This is a genomic window from Cellulophaga sp. F20128, from assembly GCF_023015805.1.
Taxonomy (GTDB): Bacteria; Bacteroidota; Bacteroidia; order Flavobacteriales; family Flavobacteriaceae; genus Cellulophaga.
In genome coordinates this window covers 146,022-172,647 of the sequence record NZ_JALKBA010000001.1, presented here as the reverse complement: position 1 = coordinate 172,647, position 26,626 = coordinate 146,022, and the positions used below count along the sequence as shown (strand labels likewise).

The 26,626-nt window shown below is 35.6% G+C and carries 22 protein-coding genes; 8 read left to right on the top strand and 14 right to left on the bottom strand.

Annotated features, from left to right (window positions below; genetic code table 11):
• Positions 1-366: 366 nt before the first annotated feature.
• Both MWU65_RS00735 and MWU65_RS00730 read left to right on the top strand, forming a co-directional pair.
• Entirely contained in the window at positions 367-1,758 is a 1,392-nt protein-coding gene (locus MWU65_RS00735; protein WP_247074836.1) for a DUF1800 domain-containing protein, read from the top strand.
• 33 nt (positions 1,759-1,791) lie between these two features.
• Complete coding sequence (locus MWU65_RS00730; protein WP_247074834.1) at positions 1,792-2,982, top strand: DUF1501 domain-containing protein; 1,191 nt, start codon at positions 1,792-1,794, stop codon at positions 2,980-2,982.
• Here MWU65_RS00730 and MWU65_RS00725 read toward each other — a convergent pair.
• From MWU65_RS00725 to MWU65_RS00690, 8 genes are all read right to left on the bottom strand, one after another.
• Positions 2,979-5,102, bottom strand: a complete 2,124-nt coding sequence (locus MWU65_RS00725) for a Tex family protein (protein ID WP_247074831.1) — start codon at positions 5,100-5,102, stop codon at positions 2,979-2,981. The two genes, MWU65_RS00730 and MWU65_RS00725, sit on opposite strands and share 4 nt — an antisense overlap.
• 87 nt (positions 5,103-5,189) lie before the next feature.
• A complete protein-coding gene (locus tag MWU65_RS00720) occupies positions 5,190-5,894 on the bottom strand; it encodes an OmpA family protein (protein ID WP_247074829.1) in 705 nt (234 codons plus the stop codon).
• Positions 5,895-5,979: 85 nt separating this feature from the next.
• Entirely contained in the window at positions 5,980-6,450 is a 471-nt protein-coding gene (locus tag MWU65_RS00715; RefSeq protein ID WP_247074826.1) for a lipocalin family protein, read from the bottom strand.
• A 390-nt stretch (positions 6,451-6,840) separates the two neighbouring features.
• Positions 6,841-7,359, bottom strand: coding sequence for a ferritin (locus MWU65_RS00710; protein WP_247074825.1), 519 nt, complete (start codon positions 7,357-7,359; stop codon positions 6,841-6,843).
• A 123-nt stretch (positions 7,360-7,482) separates the two neighbouring features.
• A complete protein-coding gene (locus MWU65_RS00705; RefSeq protein WP_247074821.1) occupies positions 7,483-7,947 on the bottom strand; it encodes an META domain-containing protein in 465 nt (154 codons plus the stop codon).
• A 95-nt stretch (positions 7,948-8,042) separates the two neighbouring features.
• Positions 8,043-10,121, bottom strand: coding sequence for a methionine--tRNA ligase (gene metG, locus MWU65_RS00700; RefSeq protein WP_247074817.1), 2,079 nt, complete (start codon positions 10,119-10,121; stop codon positions 8,043-8,045).
• A 127-nt stretch (positions 10,122-10,248) separates the two neighbouring features.
• Positions 10,249-11,958: a DUF1501 domain-containing protein gene (locus tag MWU65_RS00695; protein ID WP_247074814.1), complete on the bottom strand. Its 1,710-nt coding sequence runs from the start codon at positions 11,956-11,958 to the stop codon at positions 10,249-10,251.
• Between the two features lie 9 nt (positions 11,959-11,967).
• Positions 11,968-13,467, bottom strand: a complete 1,500-nt coding sequence (locus tag MWU65_RS00690; protein WP_247074812.1) for a DUF1800 domain-containing protein — start codon at positions 13,465-13,467, stop codon at positions 11,968-11,970.
• 196 nt (positions 13,468-13,663) lie between these two features.
• Between MWU65_RS00690 and MWU65_RS00685 the strand changes: the two genes are divergently transcribed.
• Positions 13,664-14,029 carry a YraN family protein gene (locus MWU65_RS00685; protein ID WP_247074808.1) on the top strand — a complete coding sequence of 122 codons (366 nt, stop codon included), beginning with the start codon at positions 13,664-13,666 and terminating at the stop codon, positions 14,027-14,029.
• A 165-nt stretch (positions 14,030-14,194) separates the two neighbouring features.
• Positions 14,195-14,854 (top strand): aspartate kinase, encoded by a 660-nt coding sequence (locus tag MWU65_RS00680; RefSeq protein ID WP_247074805.1) that lies wholly within the window; start codon positions 14,195-14,197, stop codon positions 14,852-14,854.
• A gap of 92 nt (positions 14,855-14,946) precedes the next feature.
• On the opposite strand, the gene MWU65_RS00675 is transcribed toward MWU65_RS00680, so the two are convergent.
• From MWU65_RS00675 to MWU65_RS00665, 3 genes are all read right to left on the bottom strand, one after another.
• A complete protein-coding gene (locus MWU65_RS00675; protein WP_247074804.1) occupies positions 14,947-16,260 on the bottom strand; it encodes a TlpA disulfide reductase family protein in 1,314 nt (437 codons plus the stop codon).
• Positions 16,261-16,331: 71 nt separating this feature from the next.
• Positions 16,332-19,679, bottom strand: coding sequence for a transcription-repair coupling factor (mfd, locus tag MWU65_RS00670; RefSeq protein WP_247074800.1), 3,348 nt, complete (start codon positions 19,677-19,679; stop codon positions 16,332-16,334).
• Between the two features lie 200 nt (positions 19,680-19,879).
• Positions 19,880-20,122 (bottom strand): hypothetical protein, encoded by a 243-nt coding sequence (locus tag MWU65_RS00665; RefSeq protein ID WP_247074797.1) that lies wholly within the window; start codon positions 20,120-20,122, stop codon positions 19,880-19,882.
• 312 nt (positions 20,123-20,434) lie between these two features.
• Here MWU65_RS00665 and MWU65_RS00660 point away from each other — a divergent pair, with 312 nt between their 5' ends.
• Positions 20,435-20,857 (top strand): TerB family tellurite resistance protein, encoded by a 423-nt coding sequence (locus tag MWU65_RS00660; protein ID WP_247074796.1) that lies wholly within the window; start codon positions 20,435-20,437, stop codon positions 20,855-20,857.
• Positions 20,858-20,910: 53 nt separating this feature from the next.
• On the opposite strand, the gene fbp is transcribed toward MWU65_RS00660, so the two are convergent.
• The gene (fbp, locus tag MWU65_RS00655; RefSeq protein WP_247074795.1) at positions 20,911-21,930 is read right to left on the bottom strand and encodes a class 1 fructose-bisphosphatase; all 1,020 of its coding nucleotides are present in this window, start codon (positions 21,928-21,930) and stop codon (positions 20,911-20,913) included.
• A 113-nt stretch (positions 21,931-22,043) separates the two neighbouring features.
• On the opposite strand from fbp, the gene MWU65_RS00650 reads away from it, so the two are divergent.
• The 3 genes from MWU65_RS00650 (at position 22,044) to MWU65_RS00640 (ending at position 25,665) form a co-directional block, all read left to right on the top strand.
• Positions 22,044-22,523: a GNAT family N-acetyltransferase gene (locus tag MWU65_RS00650; protein ID WP_247075378.1), complete on the top strand. Its 480-nt coding sequence runs from the start codon at positions 22,044-22,046 to the stop codon at positions 22,521-22,523.
• The gene (locus tag MWU65_RS00645; RefSeq protein WP_247074794.1) at positions 22,520-23,770 is read left to right on the top strand and encodes an aspartate kinase; all 1,251 of its coding nucleotides are present in this window, start codon (positions 22,520-22,522) and stop codon (positions 23,768-23,770) included. The genes MWU65_RS00650 and MWU65_RS00645 overlap by 4 nt, the downstream gene beginning before the upstream one ends.
• A gap of 89 nt (positions 23,771-23,859) precedes the next feature.
• Positions 23,860-25,665 (top strand): lysophospholipid acyltransferase family protein, encoded by a 1,806-nt coding sequence (locus MWU65_RS00640; RefSeq protein WP_247074791.1) that lies wholly within the window; start codon positions 23,860-23,862, stop codon positions 25,663-25,665.
• A 123-nt stretch (positions 25,666-25,788) separates the two neighbouring features.
• Here MWU65_RS00640 and MWU65_RS00635 read toward each other — a convergent pair whose 3' ends face one another.
• Positions 25,789-26,181 carry a TM2 domain-containing protein gene (locus MWU65_RS00635; RefSeq protein WP_247074788.1) on the bottom strand — a complete coding sequence of 131 codons (393 nt, stop codon included), beginning with the start codon at positions 26,179-26,181 and terminating at the stop codon, positions 25,789-25,791.
• A gap of 54 nt (positions 26,182-26,235) precedes the next feature.
• Entirely contained in the window at positions 26,236-26,622 is a 387-nt protein-coding gene (locus MWU65_RS00630; RefSeq protein WP_247074787.1) for a VOC family protein, read from the bottom strand.
• Between the last annotated feature and the right edge of the window lie 4 nt (positions 26,623-26,626).

Sequence of the window (26,626 nt, the reverse complement as noted above, 5' to 3'; positions counted from 1 at the left end):
AATTTAAAGATACTAAATTTTTTATGTTCATTGCGGTTTAATTTCTGGCTAGAGACTGGCCATAAATTCCTTTTTTTTAGAGACGTACCCTAAAAGTAATACACATTCTTTTTCTATCAAGGAGAAGCAATAGTTGTATCTGTTGTTCTGGAATTGGTGTAAACATCGGTTCTGTTAATTTTCTAACGGTTGAAGTCTTAGTGAATCAAAAATTACTTTAGATTTAGGGTGTCAACAACAGGTTTTAAGCTCTCTTATGTCCAATACTATTTACTTTAAATAGCGCGAGTGCTATTATTTGCTAATTTTTTGTTAAACCTTTTAATTGGTTTGATGTCAAATGGATAGCGCCTTAAGAAAATTAGTATGAAAGAAAAGGAAATACAACATCTATATTGGAGGGCAGGATTTGGCCTTGGATACAACCAATTGCAGCATCTTAAAGGGAGATCTAAAACAAACATACTCGGTGATCTTTTTTCGGAGGCCCAAAACTATACACCCATACAACTTGACCTTTCTGAATTTGGTGTGGTCAATAGAAAGGATGCTGTAAATGTAATGAGCAACATGGGGGCAACCTCCCTGCAACAATTGCGAAAAAAAAGCCAGGAAAAAGTGAAGGAGCTCAACTTTGCTTGGGTAGCAAAGCTCGGAGATTCTAAGGCGGTTTTTAGAGAAAAAATGACTTTATTTTGGGCCAATGTATTTGTGTGCAGAGATAATAATATTGTACATCTTCAGCAGTACAACAATACATTGAGACACCATGCTTTGGGTGACTTTAGAACCTTTGTAAAAGCCATTAGCAGACAAGCTTCTATGAGTAAATACCTGAACAACAAACAAAACGTAAAACAAAGTCCCAATGAAAATTTCGCTAGAGAACTAATGGAGTTATTTACATTGGGGGTGGGTAATTACACGGAAAACGACATCAAAGAAGCGGCACGCGCCTTTACAGGATGGTCCTTTTTACCCAATGGCGATTTTTACCTAAGAAAAAACAAACACGATTTTGAAACGAAGACTTTTTTCGGAAAAACAGGAAATTTTGACGGTGATGAGATCATCGATATTATTTTAGATCAAAAACAATGTGCCACATTTATATGCACCAAAATCTACACCTATTTTGTAAACCCTAAAATTGATAAACAAAGGCTCGATGAAATTACAAATCTATTTTACCAAGACTATAATATAGAAACCCTAATGCATTATATATTTTCTTCCAATTGGTTTTATAAGGAAACCAATATTGGCGTAAAAATAAAATCTCCTATGGAATTGATAGCTGGGGTATATAAAATAGTTCCCTTTAGTTTCAATAACAAAAAGCAGCTGCTTTATTTGCAAAAAATGATGGGGCAAGTGTTGTTGTATCCCAATAATGTGTCTGGATGGAAAGGTGATACCTACTGGATAGATTCTAACACCCTAATGTTTAGAATGAAATTAGCCTCTTTACTTTTGAATAATGCCGTTATCAATTTAGAAGAAAAAGGAGAGTTTGAAGATTCCTTTGAACGCTATTATAAAAGAGAACAAAACCGAAATCGGTATTTAAAAATAACCCAGCAATGGGACACCTTCAACAAGGAATATGCCGGTGTTACCCCAGAAGATTTACAACAGGTCCTTATTTTATCTAAAATGGATACAGATACTGAAAATTTTATAAAAAATCTTTCCATAGGTTCTAATAAAGACTATTGTATTCAATTGATGTCGCTACCAGAATACCAACTTTGTTAAAGACAACAGAATTAATTACATAAACCTCAAAAGATGAAGAGAAGAAATTTTTTAAAACAAAGTACGCTAGCCAGTAGTTTGGTGCTTGTGCCGAGTTTTGTAAAGGCTTTTGAAACTGTTGCCAAAGAGTCCTTCGGATTTAAAAAACTGGTAATTGTACAATTGTCTGGAGGAAATGATGGTTTAAACACTATAGTTCCATTTACAAATGATTTGTATTATAAGAATAGGCCCAATCTTTTTATTCCCAAAAAAGATCTTATTAAAGCTACAGATCATTTAGGTTTTCATAAAAGCTTAGCACCTTTAAAAAATTTGTACGATCAAGGCTATCTAACGATCCTTAATAATGTAGGCTATCCCAATCCAAATAGATCCCATTTTAGGTCTACCGATATTTGGCAAACGGCAAGCGATGCTAATGAATACTTATCCTCTGGTTGGCTGGGTCGATATATAGACATCTATGGTAAAATGCCCTATTCGGGTATAGAATTAGATGATAGCTTGTCATTGATCTTAAAAGGGGAAACCATGAATGGAATTGCTACTAAAAATCCTAAAATATTATTTGGAAATACCCAGACGCCTTATTTTAAGAAGTTATTGAACAAACAAAGTGAAACCCATTTAAGTGAGCATAATTTGGGTTATTTGTACAAGACAATGATAGAGGCAAGTTCTTCTGCCAAGTACATTTATGAAACCTCTACAACCTTTGAAAGTACATTCACTTATCCTAAAAATCCATTTGGTGAGCAGCTTAAAACCACGGCAGAATTCATAAATTCGCATTTAGAAAGCAAAGTGTATTATGTTTCTATGGGAGGTTTTGATACCCATGCTAATCAGGCGAACAAACAGAGTAGTTTGCTACAGACCTATAGTGAGTCTATGGAAGTTTTTATTAAGGACTTAAAACAGAATGACACCTTTAAAGATACATTAATTCTAACCTTCTCTGAATTTGGAAGGCGTGTAAAACAGAATGCAGCCGGCGGAACAGATCATGGGGCAGCCAACAATGTGTTTATTCTTGGGCAAAACTTAAAAACCAAGGGGTTTTATAATGAATCTCCAGATCTAGAAAACTTGGATGCCAATGGCGATATAGTACATAGTATCGATTTTAGGTCAATTTATGCCACTATTTTGGATCAATGGTTGCGGGTAAATGACACTAAGATATTAAACAAAACATTCAGCAAGTTAGATTTTATCTAACTTGCTTTATGCAAGGCCAATTGGATTCGTTTTCTAGCTACATCTACTTCCAACACTTTTACTATAATTTGCTGGTGTAGGCTTACGTGTTCATTAACATCCTTTACAAAAGTATCTGATAAATTGGAGATATGGATAAGTCCACTTTCTTTAATACCCACATCTACAAAACAACCAAAATTGGTAATATTATTCACAATACCTGGTAGTAATTGACCTGGACTAAGATCTGTAATAGCTCTAATATTTTGATTGAAGGTAAATACCTTGGCCTTTTCTCTAATGTCTAGTCCTGGTTTTTCCAATTCTTTTACAATGTCTTGGAGGGTAGGTAGGCCAACAGTTTCAGAGCAGTATTTTTGCAAGTCTATTTTTTTGAGGAGTTCTTTATTACCAATAAGCTCATTCATTGCAACTTTTACATCGGTAGTCATTTGTTTTACCAAGGCGTAACTTTCTGGGTGAACGGCAGAATCGTCTAAAGGGTTTTTTGCATTTTTAATGCGTAAAAATGCAGCCCCTTGTTCAAATGCTTTTCCGCCCAATCGCGGTACTTTTTTTATATCGTTTCTACTGGCAAACGCACCATTTTCATTTCTATATAAAACAATATTTTCTGCCAATTTTGGTCCAATCCCAGAAACATAACTGAGCAAAGAAGTACTGGCGGTATTAATGTTAACGCCAACCGAGTTTACACAACTTTCTACTACGGTATCTAGCGATTGCTTTAATTTGGTTTGGTCTACATCGTGTTGGTATTGTCCAACGCCTATAGACTTGGCGTCAATTTTTACCAATTCTGCCAAAGGATCTGCCAAGCGTCTCCCAATAGATACTGCTCCACGAACAGTAACATCATAGTTTGGAAATTCATCTCGAGCAATTTTAGAAGCAGAATAAATGGAAGCACCGGCTTCACTAACTACATACACTTCCATGGGGTTTTTAAACTGAATACGTTTCACTAAAAATTCAGTCTCCCGCGAGGCTGTGCCGTTACCTATAGCTATGGCCTCAATTTTATAGGCGTCTACCAAGGAACTTATCTTCTTTATGGCTTCTGTGCTCTTGTTTTGTGGTGCATGGGGGTATATGTTTTCATTGTGAAGTAAATCACCTTGAGCATCCAGACATACGAGCTTACAGCCCGATCTAAATCCCGGGTCTAATGCCAGAATTCGTTTTTCGCCTAGGGGAGAACCTAATAAGAGTTGTTTTAGGTTGTTTGAAAAGACGGCAATGGCAGCTGTATCAGCCTTTTCTTTGGCACTTTTTAATAATTCATTCGAGAGCGATGGGAAAAGTAAACGTTTGTAGGCGTCTTCTACGGCGATTTTTATTTGCTCCGCGCAGGCGTTGTTACTTTTTATAAGGCGACTTTCTATTTTGTCTAGCGTACGTTCGTTATCAATCTCAATTTTAACGCGAATAAAGCCTTCGTTTTCTGCGCGTAAAATAGCCAATAATCTATGAGAAGGACAGCGCTTTAGCGCTTCACTCCAATCAAAATAATCTCGAAATTTTTGAGCTTTTTCATCTTCCTTTTTGGTGCCGATTACTTTGGTAGCAATTACCGCATAGTTCTCTAGTTGGTAGCGTATATTGTTCCGTATGTCAGTTCTTTCATTGATCCATTCCGCTATAATATGTCTAGCTCCTTCTAATGCTAGATCTTCGTTGATAATAGTGTCATTTAGATAGTTTGAAGCCGCATGTTCAATTTCCTCTGATCGCTGGGCCATAATTTGTTTGGCAAGGGGTTCTAAACCGTTTTTTATGGCAGTTTCTGCTTTTGTTTTACGCTTTTTCTTATAGGGCAGGTACAAATCTTCTAAGGCAGTAAGATTGGTGGTAGCTGCGATGGCAGCTTCCAGGTCGGAGGTAAGCACGCCTTGTTCTGTCAGCGCCTTTACAATGGCAGTTTTTCTTTTGTCCAGAGCTTCAAATAGTGCTTTGTAGGTTACAATAGCGCCAATTTGAACTTCGTCTAAGTTGCCAGTTTTTTCTTTTCGATACCTAGAAATAAAGGGAATTGTACAATCTTCGTTTAAAAGTTGTACCGTATTTTGAACACTGCTTTCTGGAAGCTGGGTGTGAGAAACTATAAATTTTATCATTAAAAAAGACCTTATAAATTTTATTTTATAAGGTCTCTAATATATTTAACTCAATTGATTTAATCGAATTTAAATGCTTAAAATTTTCTAGTTTTCGCCAGACTGCGCTTTGGCATCATTAATCATTTTCTCATTCGGTACAATGGCAATGTTTACCCTTCTGTTTTTTGCTCTACCATCTGCTGTAGTGTTATCGTTGGTTGGTTGCTCTTCACCAAACCATTTTGTGGTAAATCTACTAGCCATCAAACCTTTACTCATAAGGTTTGAAGTTACAGCATTTGCTCTGTTTTTAGAAAGCGTCATGTTGTAATCTGCAGGACCAGAACTATCAGTATGTCCAACAACTAAAATGTTGGTATCTGGATATTCTTTAAACACTCCAGCCAATTTATTAAGAGTTGCTTGCGAAGCAGTGTTAATAGTGTACTTTTCAGTATCAAAATAGACACCACTATTTTCATCAAAAGTAACTACAATAGCGTCATCTATACGTTCTACTTGCGCTCCAGGAATTTCCTCTTCAATTTTTTGTGCTTGCTTGTCCATTCTGTTACCAACTAGAATACCAGCACCGCCACCAACGGCAGCACCAATTACAGCCCCTAGTTCACTATTTCCTTTACCAACGTTATTACCTATTATTGCACCAAGTAAAGCACCACCAGCCACACCAATAGCAGCTCCTTTTTGCTTGTTGTTCGCATTTTGAACGGCCTTACAATTGGTAAAACTTGCAATTAATAATAGTACAAATACGGTAGTTGATATTCTTTTTAATGTAGTTTTCATGTGTTTAATTTAGTGTTTAAATCTGTTGAATAAAATGTATAAACTGTGTTTTATACACAGATATTGCTTTCTATTGGTATAAATTTTAGTACTTAGAGAAGTTCATGGTAATTGTGAATGGTTTTCCTTCTACAGCCAAAGTTTGTTGCCAAACCATAGTATTTTCAGTAAGTTGCGTTAGTTCTAACCTGAAACCTACATTGTTTTGGCTTTTTCCTTTTGGATTGGTAGGTTTTAAAAGAAAGTCATACAGGCCAGTAACTTTATCTACTTCTTGAATTGTAAAATTAAAATTACGCTCCCCTGTACCACAATTACTATCTGATATCATATATGTACCCGTATTGTTGTTAGGGATAAACTGCCAAGTACTCCCTTCAAAACAAGCTTTAGATGCATCGTTTAAAAGTGTTATGGCGTATTCTCCGGCTTCACTGTAACTAACAGTGCTTAGCGTCCAATCTCCTTTAATTTCTTTTTTGTTAATGCTAACATTTTTTGAAGCTCCACAAGAAATTAAACTAACGGACACTAATAGTAATAATATATGTTTCATAAGGTTAAATAGTTTTTATATATACGAAATAAGTTAAAATTTAGACCATTGCTTAACTCAAATAGAATAAATGCTAATTCATATACTTGTTCATGTGCAACATTGAGATTGTAGTGAGTCGTAAAATAGAATACAGCAGTGATTGGTGTTTAGGCTACTTTTTGTATTAAATCAAAACAAGGACATTTTTTACAGCGTTTGTGCTCGGATTTTTTAAATTTTTCGCAGCATTTACTTTTTACTTTGGAGCCAGCGATAAGCCTTGTCTTTTGTATTTTTTTGAATGCCTTTTCTCGCTTTTTTTCCTTCTTTTTACCCACAACAAAGTATAAAATAGTGACGCAAATGTAACTATTCTTACTTAATCTAAATAAAAATTTTTTGTTAAATTTAGGGTGTCGAACTGGTAGAGGCGGTGGTGATTGTTAGCTGCTGTATATCTCTATCAAACAGGTATAAGCCTCCTTTGTCATTGCCAATAAGGTTTATTTTGTCTAGAATTGTTCGGGCCATTGCTTCTTCTTCAATTTGTTCCGCTACATACCATTGTAAAAAATTATGGGTAGCGTAATCTTTTTCTTGAAGACTGATATGGACAAGCTCATTAATGCTGTTGGATACATACACTTCATGTTCAAATAATTTTTCAAACATTTCTTTAAAGGAAGCAAATGAACCGTTGGGAGCCGTAAGTGCAGATATTTGGGCATGGCCACCACGCTCATTGATAAACTTTACCAGTTTAAGCATATGATCGCGTTCTTCATCAGCCTGACTATACATAAAACCAGCAATGCCTTCTAAACCTTGAACTTCGGCCCAACAAGCCATTGCAAGATAGATTTGAGAAGATTCTGCTTCTATTTTTACTTGTTCGTTAAGTGCTTTTTCAATATTTTTTGATACCATAATTTACACGTTTATTTATACTGCAATTTAATAAAATTTAAGGGTATTTACTAGGAACCAGTGCTCAGATTACAATTGCTGTTTTTTAAGCAAGATGACTTTAAAATGCTGTTTTATTGCCAGTTATTCTTCGGTAATCGCTTCAAATGTAGCCAATGGGGCCATCCTAGCCTTGTTTAAGGACATGGTTATACCTTGTAAGGAGTAGTTGTCCGCTTTTTCTAATACAGCCATGAATTGTTTTTCAATTTCCATGTCTTCACACGCTCGCAAAGTTGCGGCCATTTGCCCTATAGAAACCTTTAAACCTGGCAAGTCTTCGTAGTTTCCATTAAAGGAATTACAACCCGTGTTTCCAAATACGGTATTGTCTTCTGAAAACGTGATAAACGCTTGTTTGTCGCTCACATCTAATCCCATTAAAGTCATTAATTTCCACTTTGTATTTTTCATAGTGGTGTTTTTATCGGTAATTTCTATTGCGGGTGATTCCTCTTTTGTATCGGTAGTAGGTTTGTTTTTTTGAGATGAATTACAACTTGTAAAAAGTACTAGTGTTGTACAAAAGGCTAGTATTATTAATTTCATAAAAATTGTTTTTTAGGTTGTTTGCTGTAATGTAAACAAAAAGCATACCGTCTTTAATTCATTTCATGAATTTTTTTATAAGAAGAAATAAAGATTTAATTAATGGTTTCACCATTATCAACTCCCGCTTCATCTGGGTTTACAAAAACCAATTTCCCATCGGCATTTTCTGTCATTAAAATCATTCCTTCACTTGTTACACCGCGTAATGCTCGGGGTGCAAGATTTACCAGTACGGTTACTTTTTTTCCAATAATTTCTTCCGGAGTAAAGCTTTCGGCAATACCAGAAACAATGGTACGTGTATCTAAGCCTGTTTCTACTTTTAAAACCAATAGCTTTTTGGCTTTTGCCATTTTTTCTGCTTCAATTATGGTTCCAATGCGCATGTCTAATTTCGTAAAGTCGTCAAAAGTAATCGTGTCTTTTTGGGGAGAAACAACTTTGTTCATTTGTTCGTTTGCTTTTTTGGTGGCTTGTAATTTTGATAATTGGGCTTCAATTTCGCTGTCTTCAACTTTTCGAAACAGCAATTCTGCTTTGTTTATAGCGTGACCAGCAGGCAATAATACATCTAAAGTAGCAACAGTATCCCATTGCACAGTTGTATCTGATGGAGCTATATTTAAAATATTTTTTAGTTTCGTTGATGTAAAGGGTAAAAAAGGCTCACTTAAAACAGCTAAGGCGGATGCTATTTGCAAAGCAACATACATAATAGTTTGTACGCGTTCTTCATCTTGTTTTATAACTTTCCACGGCTCTTCATCGGCTAAATATTTGTTTCCAAGACGAGCAAGATTCATTAATTCTTGTCCAGCTTCTCTAAACCGGTATCGTTCTAAAGAACTAGAAATGATCTCAGGATACTTTTTCACTTCAGCCAGCGTAGCGATATCAATTTCTGAAAATGCTGCTGGTGTAGGTAGTACACCATTGTAATATTTATTGGTTAAGACTACAACTCTATTGATAAAGTTTCCAAATATGGCAACCAATTCGTTGTTGTTGCGGGCCTGAAAATCTTTCCATGTAAAATCGTTATCCTTTGTTTCCGGGGCATTTGCTGTTAGGGTATATCGTAAAACATCTTGCATGTCTGGAAAATCTTCCAAATACTCATGCAGCCAAACTGCCCAGTTTTTAGAGGTAGATAGTTTGTTGCCTTCTAGGTTAAGAAACTCATTGGCAGGAACATTTTCTGGCAAAATAAAATCGCCATGCGCCTTTAACATACTCGGGAAAATGATACAGTGAAATACAATATTGTCTTTGCCAATAAAATGTAGCATTTTGGTGTTTTCATCCTTCCAATACGGTTCCCAATCTTTTCCTTCTCGGGCGGCCCATTCTTTGGTTGAAGAAATGTAACCAATGGGTGCATCAAACCACACATACAATACTTTTCCTTCTCCTCCAGGAACAGGCACGGGGATTCCCCAATCTAAATCTCGGGTTACCGCTCGTGGTTTTAAACCATCGTCGATCCATGATTTACACTGTCCGTAAACGTTGGGCTTCCAATCACTTTTATGTCCTACTAATATCCACTCTTTTAAAAAGTCTTCATACCTATCTAAAGGCAAGAACCAATGTTTTGTTTCTTTTAAGGTGGGGACTGCACCAGATATTGTGGATTTAGGATTTATTAGTTCCGTAGCACTAAGTGTGGAGCCACAATTTTCACATTGATCTCCATATGCTTCTTCATGACCACATTTAGGGCAGGTGCCAGTGACAAATCTGTCTGCTAAAAACTGTTGGGCTTCTGCATCATACAACTGTTCTGTGATTTCTTCTATAAAATCGCCTTTGTCATATAATTTCTTAAAAAATTCAGAGGCTGTATCGTGGTGTATTTGGGCAGAAGTACGGGAGTAATTATCAAAGGTTATTCCAAAGTCTTGAAACGACTTTTTTATAATGGCATGGTATTTATCAATAACTTCTTTAGGGGTAATTCCTTCCTTTTTTGCCTTCATAGAAATGGCAACACCGTGTTCATCACTACCACATACAAAGGCAACATCTTTATTAGTGCCTCGCAAATAGCGAGCGTAAATATCAGCAGGTACATACACCCCTGCTAAATGCCCAATATGAATTGGACCATTGGTATAGGGTAATGCTGCGGTGATGGTATATCTACTTGGTGTTTTTGATTGTTGAGCCATTAAATATTGAATTAGGCTGCAAAAATAAAGATTTTTATGGCGGAGGGCAGCAGAAAATGATGTAAAAAATTAAAGCCTTCACTATTTTTAAATAGTGAAGGCTTTATCATTATGGTTGTATTGTTGATTATGCCACCATAACGGACTTGCTCATTTTTTGATTCTGAACACTAATTCGATAGATATATTTACCTGTAGCAAGGTTTACGGGCATCCGTTCTCTTATGTTTATTTCTTGAGATCCTTCGGTAGTCATGGCATTGTAGACTGTACCGAGATTCTGACCTAAAATATTGTATAATTGAATGTCTACATGGGCTGTAAAAGGCATTTCTAAATGTATAGAGGGGTTGCCTTCTGTTGGATAATAGGGCTTATGTACAATGACATTTTCTAGTTCTGGGTTCGGATCTGTTGGGTCGGTTCCGCCATCTGGTGGTCCAGGTAAATCTGGATTTCCATCGCTGTAGACAATATCCGGAAAATCTTCACCGCTACAGTTAAATCCTAAATTAACAGGCACATATGGTCTTCCTAATAAATGTTGTTCAACTAAGGCTCTTGGCACACAAAGCCATTCTGCAAGTACGGTACCGTACAAATCTCTAAAATCCATTGTGTATTCTAAATTTCCTCTTTGATTGGGGTCTTCAAGCGAAGGATGATCTCCTACAAAGGCACTGCCATTTAATCCAGAGCCAAAGAATAGGGTAGGAGCAGCTTTTCCGTGATCTGTACCGTTAGAACCATTTTCAAAAATTCTACGACCAAATTCTGAAAAAGTCATACTTAATACTTTATCATCTTGTTCTGTACAAGCTAAGTCCTTGTAAAAATCATTGATCGCAACAGATAAGTTGGTCATTAAGCGCTCATGAGCTAAAGGTTGATTTCCATGGGTGTCAAAACCACCCATGGAAATCATATATACTTTTGTTCCTAAATTACCTTTAATTAAACTAGCCAAAAGTGCTAATTGTCTTGCAAAACTGTTGTCTTGGTATTCCACACACTTAAGGGCTTGACCCCTTTCATAGGCTTCGTGTATTTTACCCGAATATTCGTAGGTAGTATTTGCGACACCTCTTAAAAATCGAAGTTGGTCACCATACATACAATCACCAAATAGCATAGGATCGTTTAAAGCAAAATTTTCTCCCGTTTCTGCAATGCGCTCCAGCTGATCTATATTGCTGGTTACAAAAGCATAATTGGTTTCCTCGCCTTGAAAGACCAAACTACCGTATTGACCAATTTGTATAGCAGCAGGTGATTCTGGGGGATTTATTAAATAATCTTCATAGAGCGATTCAAAATGTCTACCCATCCAACCTGTATCTTCTCCGGTGAAACCAGTTGTGGTTAAATCTGTATTGGCAAAAATATCCGAGCCTGTAAAATGGGAAAGACTCTGATTTTCATAACCCACACCATGTACGGCCTTAAACTGACCTTCACCCCACATAGCTTCTAAAGACTGCATGTAGGATGGTACCCCAAATTCATTGGTTAATTTCAGAACTTTACTTTCAGGAATGTATATATTAGGTCGTGCATTGGCATAAGCATCATATTGCTCAATAGGAATTACCGTACTTAAACCATCATTACCACCAGCAAGCCGAATTAGAATTAAAATTTTATCGGTTTCTGCGGCTGCAATTGCATTTGTTAAAGGCGAAGGTGATGATGCTGTTACCATATTACTACCTAGCATTATAGAACCAGAACCGGCGATACCCATAGCTTGTAAAAAGGAACGTCTGTTCCAGATTTTGTGCTCTAAATCATGGGCATCCTTGTCTTTGTGATGTATTTTGGGGCGTGTATTGCACATAATAATAGGTTATTTTAGTTGAAATTCAGGTTGTCTTATAATATGTAGTAGTAAAAAATATATTTGTTGCTTGGAGTGCTCTTCGTAATTATACAATGACCAAGACCCATTTCCTTCTGGAGCTGCGTAATATTGTGTTAGCGCATCATCCCTAAAAACATCATAGGCGTTTTGCAATTGATCATCGGCAATTCCTTTCGGTAGAAGTTTATCTAAAATCGCCATTGTAACAACATCAGGATTGCTTTCCGTTGCCGGATTAGGTGTTAAAGAAACTGCAAAATCAAAAAATTCATCTGGGTTATTTGTATAAAATAGTTGCAAGAACATTTCGGAAGATAACCAACGGCCAATCATAAAATTGGTATTAATCCAAGTTCTGTCTCTATACCAACCTTCTACACCTGGCGGATTAAACATTTCTTGTCCTATAAGCCTACAAGTGTTGGCTATGTTTGCAATTATAGCATCATCATAGGTGAAACTTGTTTCGTTTAAGAGATTTATATAGATGTCAAAAGGACTCTTAATAATTACGCCAATAGCCTCGTCATCAAAAAAGTGTTCACTTTTAAATAATTGGCTTAAAACGGCTGCTATTTCAAAACCACTGGTTCTAAAGGTTGTAGCAAGTTCATCAATGACTTGTTTTGCATTTCCATTGTTTTCTTCGTCATCAGAATCGGGATGTACAAAAAATTCATATAATTTTTTACAGATAAACCAACTGATTTCTGTAGTTCGTTCATCAAAGAGATTATCTATAACGCCATCGTAATCAAAAGTATCCGTTTGGCCAAAAATAGTCTTGCTTCCTGCGTCGTGTTTTGTTGGGTCAAAAGTAACAGGGGTATAGCTTTCATCACCACGTTCTACATAACCCGTTAGGGCTTTGGCGGTCTCTATTATATCTTCTTCTGTATAATTATTTCCTTCACCTAATGTAAAAAGCTCGTACAATTCACGAGCGTAATTTTCATTTGGGTTGTTTCCGTTATTATACACACCATCTAGATAATACAACATGGCATCTGTTAGGCCTATTTCACTTACAAAAGTTTTGAAGTTACCAATAGCGTTGCGTTGCAAACAATCTACGTAGCGATACAAAAAAGGGTTTGCTTGGTAGTTCCTGTATTCCGTAACAAAATGATTACTCCAAAAGAAACTAAGTCGATCTCTAAGGTTGTTGGTCACTAAGCCACTAACATATATATTGTAAAATTCTGTACGTTGCTGATTGTGAAGTTGATTTCTAGCATCATCATCTGCGGGGTAATCTGCGCCTGTCCAATCTGCCCAAATTGGTGCCGTTTGAGGAGGCATCGTAATTGCTTCAGCAATTAGATTGTCTACATAGGCAGAAATAGGCTGGCCTATAGCAGTATTTATAGTTGTGACGGAGGCGCTAAAGCCTAGTCGCCTGAATAAATGTTCCGCTTTTTGTTTATCTAGAGTGCCTCCAATGGGGTTTAAGGATGCGGAGTTACAATTCACAAAATATTCCATAATTATAGTTGCATTAGTCCGTAGGTTCTTTGGTATTGTGTTTACTTTTAACGTAAAAAAATAAAAATCAGTATATTAGAAGGATATATTTTAGGTTAGAATCACATTACAATTTACGGTAGAATCGCTAGTTTAGATGCTGAAATGCTTATTTTTTCGATGAAATGCCGTTTTTTGAATAAAAAAAGAGTCGTGTATGGGGGCGCACAATGAGTTTGGTAAGGAGGGTGAACAATTAGCGGTAGCTTTTTTGCAAAAAAAAGGATATGCTGTTTGTCATAGAAATTATAGGTATTTAAAAGCAGAAATTGATATTATTGCTAAAAAAGGGGATGTTTTAGCCATTGTTGAGGTCAAGGCTAGAAGTAGCGATTTTTTACAACATATAGCAGAGACGGTAACTGAAAAAAAAATTGAACTTTTGGTTATGGCTGCTGATCATTATGTTATTAGTAAGGATCTAGATGTTGATGTACGTTTTGATATAATCACCGTTTTAAAACAAAATTCAAACAAAAATATAGTAATAGAACACCTAGAAAATGCTTTTTACCATTTTTAAAGCAAAAAAAGTATTGGTTTTTGCTAAAATAGAATTTGTTTTATATGTAACATGTTGTTATTTTTGTAGCTAAATAAATTTTTTTAGTATCAAAAATACTATTTGAACATAAAATTCTAACTTATTATAGGTTAGAAACTGGTCTAATTATCAAACAAGGAATACATGAAAACAATTTCATCAGTAGTTGAGCAATACATTAAGAAGAAGCCTTTTTTACAAAGTGCCTTAGCACAAAATATTATTAATTTAACTTCTTTGTCGCGCATTATAAAGCCTGAAATAGAAAATGAATTAGGGAAAGATATTAGAAATGGCGCTATTGTAATGGCACTAAAGCGACTTTCTGATGATTTGGAATTTAGAGCAACACATAAAATTATTAAGGTTTTAAAGAATATTGGGGAGATAACGGTACGCTCTTCTTTAACCGATTTTACGTTTTTAGTGTCGGATTCAATTTTAGAAAATCAAACACACCTTTTAAAGGAGGTTAATAAAAATAAAGATATTTTTTATACCTCTTCACGTGGGGTAAACGAACTAAATATAGTAGTTAACAACTCACTGGAAACTACGGTTGAAGAATTGTTTAAAAATGAAAGGTGCACCCAAAAAGCGGTAAACTTATCATCCATTACAGTGAAATTACCCGCCGAAAATGTTTCCGTACCTGGAATTTATTATTTTATCTTTCAGCGATTGGCATGGGAGGGTATTGTGCTCTATGAGGTAATTTCAACAACCAATGAATTTACTATCTTGGTTAATGATGATCAAGTAGATATAGCCTTTAAAACAATAAAAGATTTAAAAGCATTGTAGGAATCTTGGATTCTCATTAGTAGTTAATCCATTACTTTGGATTTCGCAGCTATTATCCGATGGATCCTTTGAGGCTTGTCTTGTGTCTTTGCTTATTTTTTAAAATAGGAAAGCACGTCCTCATAATTCTCAGGGCTACTAATTATTTTCTTATCCTTATCCAATATAAAATAGGTAGGAGTTGCAGAAATATTGTAAATCTCCGCATACTTACTGTCCCATTTTCCTAAGGCGAGTGCGTGTGTAAAATCACTTAACTTAGCCGATTCTTGTTTCCACTCCACAGCATCATCTTCCAGGCCAACCGCCAGTACTTTAACCGTTTTATAGCTTTTTAACCCTTGGTGTAATAAGGGTAATTCAGTTAAACAATGTGAACAGCCGCTACTCCAAAATACAAGCAGGTAGTTTTCAGAAGCCGGCAAGGTACTTAAGCTGTCTTTATCGTTGTTCCATGTTATTTCTGGCGCTATTGCGCCTTCTCTAAGCCTTGAATGTGCTTCTATGCCTTTGATTAATTCTTGGTTGTTTGTACTGATTCCTAAGTTTTTTAAATAATTGGAATAAATGTAATCAGAGGTGATGTCGTATTTAGCACTTGCCGCATAAATCCAGAGATCATAGTACAGGTTAAATTGAAACATTTCTGAAACTCCTTTTAAGTTTTTAGCTACCGTTTGTATGTTCTGATTCAGGAAATTTTCAGTCTCCGACTTGGTGATTTTATGAAGTGGCAAAGAGGTAAAAACATAGTTTAAGACTTTATCTGTTAAAAAAGCAGAAGCCTGTAATTGTGGGTTATTAAAATCGAGATGTATAAAATAGTTCTTCTTTTTATTTTCAACAAAGTCATAAATAGACTCATGGGTTTTAGCGATGTAGGGAGCGTTGGCCTTAATAAAATGGTTTGAAAGTAATTCTTTAGAGTCATTTTCATAGGTTGCTTGGGTGGATGCTAGTTTTTTGTAGAGATTGGCTAATTCATTTTTATTGGTGTTGCTAGCTGTATAAAAATCTATAATTTGTTGTTGCACCGCATTTATCTCTAAAAAATACTTTGTTAGCAGTATGTTTTCTTCAGATTTGGTGTAAGTAACCTTGTCTTGGGCATTAAAATGCAATTCAATATCCTCGGTTCCGCTGTAGATTACATCAAAATTAAAATCTTCTTGAGGCACGGCATATACCAACCTATAGGTTCCTGGGCTGGTATCTTCAGGTAAGGTTAAGTTAAACTTACCGTCTTCTATTTTTGTGTCGGCTATATAGACCTGTGTGCCTGGTTTTACCTGATATACAATAAGCCAAGTAAAGTCCTTTGCAGGTGTAAAAGTTCCAGATATGGTATGCTGGGCAGTCAATCCTAGAGTAGCAAGTAATAGTAAGAATGTTGTAATTTTTTTCATCTCAGTTTTTTAAATGAATCCTTAATAACTGTATTTTCAAAAACCGCACCAAACTGATGCCGGTTTTGGTTTTATGTGGTTGTTGGTTGTTCTGTAAAAGGGTTTAGCCTAGATAACCCCTTTTCTACTGTCGTTATTTTGTCAAAAACTAGAAGTAGGCGTAAACCTGTACGGGTTTGTTTTTCTTTTATTTTGCAGATGGTATTAAAAGCTTGTACAAACTGTAGTACTTTGGTAAAGGTTGGACTTTGGTAAAAACCAGATTGTTGATCAGCGATAAAATACCCAATCATTTTTCCTTGTTTCAGAACAATTTTTTCCAATCCAATACTGTTGGCTATCCATTTAATACGAACTGAGTTCAGTAAATCTTCAACTGGTGTCGGGATTTCTCCAAAACGATCTACCAATGCGGTTTCAAATGTCAGCAGCTCTGCCTCTGTCTTTAATTCGTTCAATTGGGTATATAAATTTAATCGTTCTGAAATATTGTTCACATAATCGTCTGGGAATAAGAGTTCAAAATCGGCATCTATTTGTGTTTCTTTAACGAAAACTTTGTTTTTACCTTCTACCTCTTCGTAGAGCTCTTTAAACTCATTTTCTTTGAGCTCCTCAACAGTTTCAGCAAGTATTTTTTGGTAGGCATCAAACCCAATTTCATTTATAAATCCGCTTTGTTCACCACCCAAAATGTCACCTGCGCCACGAATTTCTAAATCTTTCATAGCAATATTGAAACCACTCCCCAATTCCGTAAATTGTTCCAAGGCTTGTATTCTTTTACGGGCATCATTGCTCATTGCATCATAAGGAGGTGTTATAAAGTAACAAAATGCCTTTTTGTTACTACGGCCTACACGTCCGCGCATTTGGTGCAAATCACTAAGTCCAAAATTGTTGGCGTTGTTTATAAAAATGGTATTGGCATTGGTAACATCCAAGCCACTTTCTATAATGGTAGTAGAAACTAATACGTCAAATTCTCCATTCATAAAAGAGAGCATTGTGGTTTCTAGTTTTTTGCCTTCCATTTGTCCGTGTCCAATACCAACTTTAGCATCGGGGACTAACCGTTGAATCATCCCTGCAACTTCCTTGATGTTTTCTATGCGATTGTGGATAAAAAATACCTGTCCGCCACGTTGTATTTCATAAGAAACGGCATCCCTTATGGTTTCTTCATTAAAACGTACTACCTGACTGTCTATGGGGTACCTGTTTGGTGGTGCTGTATTTATCACCGATAAATCGCGAGCTGCCATTAAACTAAATTGCAAAGTTCTGGGTATAGGGGTAGCCGTTAACGTAAGGACATCCACATTCTCTTTAATAGATTTTAGCTTGTCTTTTACTGCAACACCAAACTTCTGCTCTTCATCTACGATAAGTAGCCCTAAGTCTTTGAATTTTACATTTTTATTTACCAATTGATGGGTGCCAATAATGATATCTACCTTGCCGGATTCCAACCCTTCTAAGGTGTCTTTTTTTTCTTTGGCCGTCCTAAATCGGTTTACGTAATCTACAGTAACGGGCATATCTTTTAAACGCTCAGCAAAAGTGCGCTGGTGTTGAAAAGCTAAAATAGTGGTAGGTACCAAGACAGCAACTTGTTTGCCATTATCTACGGCTTTAAAAGCGGCACGGATAGCTACTTCTGTCTTGCCAAAACCAACATCACCACAAATTAAACGATCCATTGGACGTTCATTTTCCATGTCTTGTTTAATATCTTCCGTAGCTTTGCTTTGGTCTGGGGTGTCTTCGTAAATAAAAGAAGCTTCTAGCTCATGTTGTAAATAACTATCCGGGGCGTATTGAAATCCTTTTTTTAACCTGCGGTTGGCATAAATTTTAATAAGATCAAAAGCGATCATTTTAACCCTAGACTTGGTTTTTTGCTTTAATTTTTTCCAGGCACCAGAACCTAATTTATAAATCTTTGGGGGCTTCCCATCTTTGCCCGTAAATTTAGATATTTTGTATAAGGAATGGATGCTAACATAGAGTACATCTCGTTCTCCATAGGCCAATTTTATGGCTTCTTGTTTTTTGCCTTCTACATCTATTTTTTGAAGTCCACCAAATTTCCCTACCCCGTGGTCTATGTGGGTAACGTAATCTCCAATCTCTAATTTGGTGAGTTCTTTTAGTGTTATTGCTTGTTTTTTGGCGTATCCATTTTTAAGATGAAATTTATGGTAGCGCTCAAATATTTGATGATCTGTATAGCAGGCAACCTTGATGTCATCTAAAATAAAACCTTGAAAAAGTGGAAAAACAACGGTTTGGTACTGTACTTCTTGCTCTACTTCATCAAAAATATCGTGAAAACGTTTGGCTTGTTGCTCGGTAGCACAAAAAATATAATTGGTGTATCCGTTGGCGTGATTTTGATTTAAGTTTTCAATTAATAAATCGAACTTTTTATTAAACGAAGGTTGTGGCTTTGACGCAAAGGAGATGGCGTTTTCTGCCGATTTCTGCTGAATGTTAACCACACTAAAATCCTGAAATTCTTTTTTTAATTGATCAGAATCAATGAACAATTCTGAAGGAATTGCGTGTTTTAATTCGCCCGTAAGTTTTGTGAAGGCTTCCTCTGCCTTGTTAAAAAGAGAATCTAACCGGTCGTATAATAAATCTGTATTTTTAGAAAAAAGCAGTGTATTTGAAGCGATATATTTTAAGAAACTCTCGCGAGATTCATTCAAAAATTTATTCTCAACATTGGGTATGATGGTAATCTTAGTTACCTTTTCTGTGGATAGCTGCGTTTCTACATCAAAAGTCCGAATACTTTCCACTTCATCCCCAAAAAATTCAATACGATAGGGAACATCATGCGAAAAAGAAAACACATCTACAATGCCCCCACGAACGGAAAACTCCCCTGGTTCTGTTACAAAATCTACACGTTTAAACTTGTATTCAAAAAGCACTTCGTTTAGAAAGTCAAGACTTATAGTATCATCAATCTTAATTTTTAAAGTGTTTTTATCCAACTCTTTCCGGGTAACTACTTTTTCAAATAAAGCATCGGGATATGTAATTAGTAGGGCCGGTTTTTTACGGGAGTTTATGCGGTTCAATACTTCTGCGCGTAAAAGCACATTTGCATTGTCTACCTCCTCTATTTGATATGGTCTGCGATAACTTCCAGGATAAAAAAGCACATCTTTTTCACCTATTAGTTGTTCTAGATCATTTAAATGATAAGCTGCCTCTTCTTTGTCGTTAAAGACCACCAAAAAAGGGAGACTAGTTTGCTTAAAAGTTTCTGAAATAACAAAGGAAAGCGCGGAGCCTGTTAATCCTGTAAGGGTGCTATTCTTTTCGTTGTTGGCAATAGCAGCCTGCAGTTTCTGCATTTGCGGAAGCTGTGCCAATGTTTTTAAAATAAGGGATTTTCCCAAAAGTCAATACAATTTTTGCAAATATAAAGCTACAATTTAAAACAACTAGAGTTTGTGGTTAATTTTAAATTGGATATTCAGGCTTGCTTAAATGGGTCGCCGGGGCCCTGAAAAAAATACTCCAAGTGTCCCTTGTTTATAGGGTGATCCCAAAAAAGTAGTAGAACCTAGCCGGGTTTAAATGGTAGTATCTTTAAAATTTATAAAAGGTCACTTTCATTCCATAACAACGGTTTTATCCTTTTCCATAATACGATTAAGGTGAGTATAAGTGTTAAAAACATAGAAAAGAAAATGCCAAAAGCAGCTAGTGAAAAGTAAAACCTCCATTCATTAGGTTTGCCTAAGGTTTCTATATTTCCATAGAATACCTCAAACGATTCCACCGTGCTTGTAAGTCCACAGATGATTCCAATGAGTATTAAATATTTAAAGTATTTCATGTGGTATTCAGTTTATACGGTATAAAAATTGCTGTTATTACCAATGGATATTTTAGTACACATACCATTAACCGAGGACGTTGAAAATGATTAAGTACTAATAAATCAGTGTATTCCGTTAGTAAAAAAAGGGAAACACTCCAAATATTTTGTATAGTTTAAGCTAGGACTTTGAACTATTGGATATGCGGAATTGGAATTATGAGAAAAAGTATTGCTGGTAGTTTCTGTAAACCCACAAAATATCTTTTAAAAAGTTGAGTTTGTACACTACAAAAATTTATATTTGTATTTTAAATAAAATAGAAAATTATGTCTTTTGTAGATTTATATGGTAATAGTGAACACAGGAAAAATGTAGCTCATTTTGCCGCAATAGTTTCTTTGGCAAGTGTAGATGGAGAAGTTAACGCGGAAGAATTGGAGTTGTTAAATAGATTTGCTTCTAAGTTAGATATTACGGAAGTGGAGTATAAAACAATAATGAAAAACCCAAGTAGCTATCCAATTGATCCTCCGACAAACTTAGATAGAAGATTAGAACGTATGTTTGATTTGTTCAAAATCATATTTGCAGATCATAATATTGATGATGAAGAACGTACACTTCTTAAAAAATACGCCATTGGTTTAGGCTATTCTAATGATGCAGCGGATCAAGTCATATCTAGGTCGGTTGCTATTTTTACCGGAAAAATAGATTTTGAAGATTACGCTTTAATGGTACGGAAATAGTTGTATGTCGTTTTATAAACAAAAAGCCGAAGCAATTGCTTCGGCTTTTTGTTTTATGATGGTTTCTGATTGTTTTTTCTCATAAATTCTTCTGCTTTTTCAACCATTTTAGTGCTACCACAGAAAAAAGGGACACGTTGGTGGAGTTCTGCTGGTTTTAAATCTAGAATACGGTGGAATCCATCACTTGCTTTTCCATTGGCCTGCTCTGCCAAGAAAGCCATAGGATTACACTCGTATAATAAACGTAATTTTCCGTCAGAAGCAACGCTACTTTTGGGATACATATAAATTCCTCCTTTGATCATATTTCTATGAAAATCCGACACCAAAGACCCAATATACCTAGAAGTATATGGTCTGTCTCCTTCCTCTTGTTGGCAGTATTTAATATAGTCTTTTACGCCTTGAGGAAAATGAATGTAGTTCCCTTCATTTACGGAATATATTTTTCCATTTTCAGGAAACTGCATGTTGGGATGTGATAAGTAAAATGTACCTATTGCAGGGTTTAAGGTAAAACCATTTACACCATCTCCGGTGGTATAAACCAGCATGGTAGAGGTGCCGTAAATAATATAGCCCGCTGCAACTTGGTTCTTTCCGGGTTGCAAAAAATCTTCTATGGCAACGGGTGTGCCAACCGGGGTGACTCTTCGGTAAATAGAAAAAATAGTACCAACAGATACATTTACATCTATATTGGAAGAGCCGTCTAGAGGATCTATTAATACAACATACTTATTTTGGTGTTGTTTGTCATTACTATTTACACTGATAAAGTCATCTTCTTCTTCAGAGGCAATACCACAAACAATCTCTCTGTTTTTTAAGGTTTGAATAAATTTTTCGTTAGCTAAGACATCTAATTTTTGTTGGTCTTCTCCTTGAATATTAGTATCACCTGCGGCTCCTAGGATATCGATAAGCCCCGCTTTGTTTACTTCGTGGTTTACAACCTTAGCTGCAAGACGCAAAGCGTTTATAAGTTTAGAAAGCTCTCCAGAAGAATATTGAAATGAAGATTGATGCTCAATTATGAATTCTCCTAATGTCTTGTTTTTTTTGTTCATTGAGAAAGATGTTTATTTTGAGTACAAATATCGGTTATTTTGTGATACTACAACGTTTTCGTAATGTAAAGTCGCCCAAACGTCTTACTTTGCAGATTATTTTTAAAAATGGTATGAATTATAGCATAAGAGAGGCAAAAAAGGAAGATATGAAGCAGGTGCTTCATCTCATTCATGAACTAGCCTTATTTGAAAAAGAACCAAACGCTGTTGAGGTCACTGTAAATGATTTAATTTCTGATGGCTTTGGAACTCATAAATTATTTCACTGTTTTGTTGCTGAATCTGGTAATGAAATTGTTGGAACAGCTTTAGTATACACACGATATTCTACATGGAAAGGCGTGGTATTGCATTTGGAAGATTTAATAGTAACCAAAAAAATGAGAGGTACCGGTTTAGGTACCTTATTATTGAATGAAGTAGTTAAATACGGATATGAGTTAGGGGTAAAACGTATTTGTTGGGAGGTTTTAGATTGGAACGACCCAGCTATTAATTTTTATGAGAGCAAGGGTGCAGATGTTAAGAGAGATTGGGATGTTGTGCATTTGGATGAAAACGGAATACAAAATTTTATAAAGAATATATGAGAATTTTTAAGTTTGGAGGAGCATCTATTAAAGATGCAGCTGGTGTAAAAAATGTTGTTAGTGTGTTACAGCAAGTTGGATACGACAATACGTTGGTTGTAGCCTCTGCAATGGGTAAAACTACAAATGCAATGGAGAGTATTGTAAATGCCTACCTTAACGATAAGAGTTCCTTGCCGGCTGCCGTGCAAGAAATAATAGATTTTCACAATGCTATAGTAAAGGAACTTTTTCCAAACAAGCAACATATAGTTTACACTAAGGTGAAAACATTATTTGACGAAGTTCAAGGTTTTTTGGTATGGAACAAATCGCCAAAAAAAGGTTTTGTGTACGATCAAGTTGTGGGATATGGAGAGCTATTAGCAACTACAATTTTAAGTGAATACCTCAATGAAGTGGGCATACAAAGCAATTGGTTAGATGTACGAAATTTTATAAAAACCAATGATAATTATAGGGATGCCACTGTAAATTGGGACAAAACCCAAGAAAGGATTTCTGCAGGAATAAATAAAAATAAATTAAATATTACGCAAGGTTTTTTAGGTAGTGATGACAATAACTTTACAACTACTTTAGGCCGGGAAGGGTCAGATTATTCTGCGGCAATCTTAGCGTATTGTTTAAATGCTACCGAAGTTACAATCTGGAAAGATGTACCGGGTGTTTTAAATGCAGATCCTAGGTATTTTGAAGATGCTGAGCTTTTAAATAAAATATCATACCGAGAAGCAATAGAATTGGCTTTTTATGGGGCTTCTGTAATTCATCCAAAAACATTGCAACCACTGCAGCGCAAAGAAATTCCATTGCATGTGAAATCATTTTTAAACCCATTAAACCCGGGAACAACGGTTGGAAAAGGGGTGGGGATAGAACCTTTAGTGCCTTGTTTTATTGTTAAAAAAGATCAAGTATTAATGAAATTGTCTTCCTTAGATTTTTCATTTATTGTAGAAGATAGTATTAGTGAATTGTTTAAGTTGCTACACGATCATAAAATGAAGGTAGACCTTATTCAAAATTCTGCAATTAGTTTTTCGTTGTGTATTGATAATAAGTTTGATAGGCTTCAGGATTTATTAAACATTCTAAAAGGAAAGTTTAAAGTAGTACATCAAGAAGGGGTTTCTCTTTATACCATTCGTCATTTTAGTTCCGATGCCATTACAAGCATCCAAAAAGGGAAAGAAATTTTATTAGAACAACGCACTAAGGAAACGGTTCAGTTGGTAGTGAAATAAAGATTAGCATCGGTTTTAAGTATTAAAAGAAAAACACAACCTTAAACATTAAAACTAATAAGCTATATTTGTTTATTACAAAATGATGTATGGGATTAGTTACAGCAAAAGAAGTCGCAAAAGCCATAAAAGTAGATAAATATGGCTTTCTTGGTACTTTTATTGGTTGGGTATTGATGAAAGTGACTAAAATATCTAGTATCAATACTTTCTATGATGATCATAAGCACCTTAGTGGTACGGTTTTTTTAGATGCTATTTTAGAGCACTATAAAATTAAGTTCGAAATACCGGAAGAAGATTTTAGAAGGCTTCCGAAAGGTGGAGCCTATATTACAATTTCGAATCATCCTTTAGGGGGAATAGACGGTGTTTTATTACTAAAATTACTTTTAGAACACCGGTCAGATTTTAAAATAATGGCTAATTTTCTATTGAATAGAATAGAACCCATGTCGCCCTATATATTACCTGTCAACCCTTTTGATGGAAGAAAGGATGTTAAAAGTAGTTTGGGTGGTTTTAAAAATGCAATGTTGCATCTTCGGGAAGGACATCCCTTAGGTATTTTTCCGGCAGGGGAAGTGTCTACCTATAGAGACGGAAAATTAATAGTAGACAAACCTTGGGAAGAAACTGCCTTAAAATTAATTAGAAAGGCCGAAGTACCTGTAGTACCCATTTATTTTCACGCAAAAAATAGTAGGTTATTTTATCGATTGTCTAAGATTAGCGATGTTTTTAGAACGGCAAAATTACCCTCTGAAGTTACAACCCAAAAACATCGAACTATAAAAGTTAGAATTGGGCAACCCATTAGTGTGCAAACCCAAAACGAACACGAATCCCTTGCCGATTTTACAGAATTGTTGCGCAAGAAAACATACATGCTTGCTAATGCCTATGAAAAAGGGCGTCTTATAGACAAAGTTCCTACAACACTTAAACTACCAAAGGCACCCAAAAAAATCATCACTCCCATTAGCAAGGAAATTATAGCGAAAGAGATTGAAGAATTGCGGAAAAAGGATTGTAGGCTATTACAGAGTAAATCCTACGAAGTCTTTTTGGCAAAGGCCGAAAATATGCCTTCTATTTTGCAAGAGATAGGCAGGCAAAGAGAAGTCACTTTTAGAGAAATAGGAGAGGGAACAAACAAGGCTATCGATTTGGATGCCTTTGATCAATATTACCACCATTTGTTTTTATGGGATGATGCGGCTAAAACTATAGTAGGTGCATATCGTATGGGTATGGGCGCTGAAATATATGAGAAATATGGAATCGACGGATTTTATGTGCAAGATTTGTTTCGATTAGAACCCGAATTGCATGGGATGATGAAGCAGACCATTGAAATGGGGCGAGCTTATATTGTAAAGGAATACCAGCAAAAACCTATGCCATTATTTTTACTTTGGAAAGGAATCGTACACACTACCTTGAGGCACCCAGAGCATAAGTATTTAATTGGTGGGGTTAGTATAAGCAATCAATTCTCTAATTTTTCTAAATCTTTGATGATTGAGTTTATGAAGTCTCATTATTGGGATCCATACGTAGCACAGTACATACGACCCAAGAAAGAATTTAAAGTAAAATTGAATGATGCAGACAAGGAATTTGTTTTTGATGCTACAGAAGCAGATTTAAACAAGTTTGATCGGTTAATTGATGAGGTAGAACCAGGCAACTTGCGTCTGCCAGTATTAATTAAGAAGTATATTAAGCAGAATGCTAGGGTAGTGGCTTTTAATGTAGACCCGTTGTTTAATAATTCTGTTGATGGCTTAATGTATATTAAAATAGCAGACCTACCGGAAAGCACCGTTAAACCTGTTATGGAGGAGTTTCAGGCAGAACTAGAACAAAAACTACATAACGGACAAGTGTAATAATTGGTTAGATCCCTACCTATGGGTTTGATGTTCCAAGATCTTTGATTTTTAAACAAAAAGTAAAGCCGCAAAATGTATTTTTGCGGCTTTTATATATTTACTCCTCAAGGTTTCTATTTTTTAGAACCAAGGTTTTCTTCCAACTTGGTAGGTGTTGTAGAACTCTTGATCAGATTTAGTTAGATACATAATACCTTCAATAAGTCCAACAATCCATACTAACATGGAAGGGATTCCACATAAAAACCATCCAACGATACTAACAACAAGCATAATAATTCCTTCCTTATTGTATCCTAGGATAAATTTATGTACGCCAAATCCTCCAAGTACAATAGCGAGAATTCCAGCTAATATTTTTTTGTTTTCACCGCTATTAAAAGTTTCTTTTGCACTATCAGTAAATTCTTTTGCACTATGTTTTGCATCTTCGGCAAAATCCTTTGTTGCGCCTTTGGCATCTTCAAATGCTTCTTTCGCCTTATCTCCTAAATCTTTATTTTCTTCAGACATAATAATTTGTATTGGTTAATATTGTAGGGTTAAAAGTAACAATTATTTTTAATATTATAGGAATGCTTTGTCAACAGGTTCCCATAACTCCAACTTATTACCATCTGGGTCTAAAATCCATCCGAATTTACCGTAGCTATATTCTTCAATCTCACCAACTATGGTAACACCTTCCGTTTTTAATACCGCTAGTAAAGCAACTAGATTTTCTACCCTAAAATTCATCATAAAGGAAGATTTGCTAGGCTCAAAGTAGGTGGTGTCATCCTTCATAGGACTCCATTGGGTAGAACAATCCTCACCTTCTTTGTCTTTCCACCAAAATGTACAGCCATATTGGTCTGTGTTAAGCCCTAATTTGTCTTTGTACCATTCCTTAATTTTATCAGGATCTTTTGTTTTAAAAAAGAATCCGCCCAAGCCAGTAACCCTGTTTTTCATAAGT

Coding starts and splice junctions, on each gene's coding strand:
- MWU65_RS00735 (WP_247074836.1), top strand. CDS start 367: ATGAAAGAAAAGGAAATACAACATCTATATTGGAGGGCAGGATTTGGC.
- MWU65_RS00730 (WP_247074834.1), top strand. CDS start 1,792: ATGAAGAGAAGAAATTTTTTAAAACAAAGTACGCTAGCCAGTAGTTTG.
- MWU65_RS00725 (WP_247074831.1), bottom strand. CDS start 5,102: ATGATAAAATTTATAGTTTCTCACACCCAGCTTCCAGAAAGCAGTGTT.
- MWU65_RS00720 (WP_247074829.1), bottom strand. CDS start 5,894: ATGAAAACTACATTAAAAAGAATATCAACTACCGTATTTGTACTATTA.
- MWU65_RS00715 (WP_247074826.1), bottom strand. CDS start 6,450: ATGAAACATATATTATTACTATTAGTGTCCGTTAGTTTAATTTCTTGT.
- MWU65_RS00710 (WP_247074825.1), bottom strand. CDS start 7,359: ATGGTATCAAAAAATATTGAAAAAGCACTTAACGAACAAGTAAAAATA.
- MWU65_RS00705 (WP_247074821.1), bottom strand. CDS start 7,947: ATGAAATTAATAATACTAGCCTTTTGTACAACACTAGTACTTTTTACA.
- metG (WP_247074817.1), bottom strand. CDS start 10,121: ATGGCTCAACAATCAAAAACACCAAGTAGATATACCATCACCGCAGCA.
- MWU65_RS00695 (WP_247074814.1), bottom strand. CDS start 11,958: ATGTGCAATACACGCCCCAAAATACATCACAAAGACAAGGATGCCCAT.
- MWU65_RS00690 (WP_247074812.1), bottom strand. CDS start 13,467: ATGGAATATTTTGTGAATTGTAACTCCGCATCCTTAAACCCCATTGGA.
- MWU65_RS00685 (WP_247074808.1), top strand. CDS start 13,664: ATGGGGGCGCACAATGAGTTTGGTAAGGAGGGTGAACAATTAGCGGTA.
- MWU65_RS00680 (WP_247074805.1), top strand. CDS start 14,195: ATGAAAACAATTTCATCAGTAGTTGAGCAATACATTAAGAAGAAGCCT.
- MWU65_RS00675 (WP_247074804.1), bottom strand. CDS start 16,260: ATGAAAAAAATTACAACATTCTTACTATTACTTGCTACTCTAGGATTG.
- MWU65_RS00665 (WP_247074797.1), bottom strand. CDS start 20,122: ATGAAATACTTTAAATATTTAATACTCATTGGAATCATCTGTGGACTT.
- MWU65_RS00660 (WP_247074796.1), top strand. CDS start 20,435: ATGTCTTTTGTAGATTTATATGGTAATAGTGAACACAGGAAAAATGTA.
- fbp (WP_247074795.1), bottom strand. CDS start 21,930: ATGAACAAAAAAAACAAGACATTAGGAGAATTCATAATTGAGCATCAA.
- MWU65_RS00650 (WP_247075378.1), top strand. CDS start 22,044: ATGAATTATAGCATAAGAGAGGCAAAAAAGGAAGATATGAAGCAGGTG.
- MWU65_RS00645 (WP_247074794.1), top strand. CDS start 22,520: ATGAGAATTTTTAAGTTTGGAGGAGCATCTATTAAAGATGCAGCTGGT.
- MWU65_RS00640 (WP_247074791.1), top strand. CDS start 23,860: ATGGGATTAGTTACAGCAAAAGAAGTCGCAAAAGCCATAAAAGTAGAT.
- MWU65_RS00635 (WP_247074788.1), bottom strand. CDS start 26,181: ATGTCTGAAGAAAATAAAGATTTAGGAGATAAGGCGAAAGAAGCATTT.
- MWU65_RS00630 (WP_247074787.1), bottom strand. CDS start 26,622: ATGAAAAACAGGGTTACTGGCTTGGGCGGATTCTTTTTTAAAACAAAA.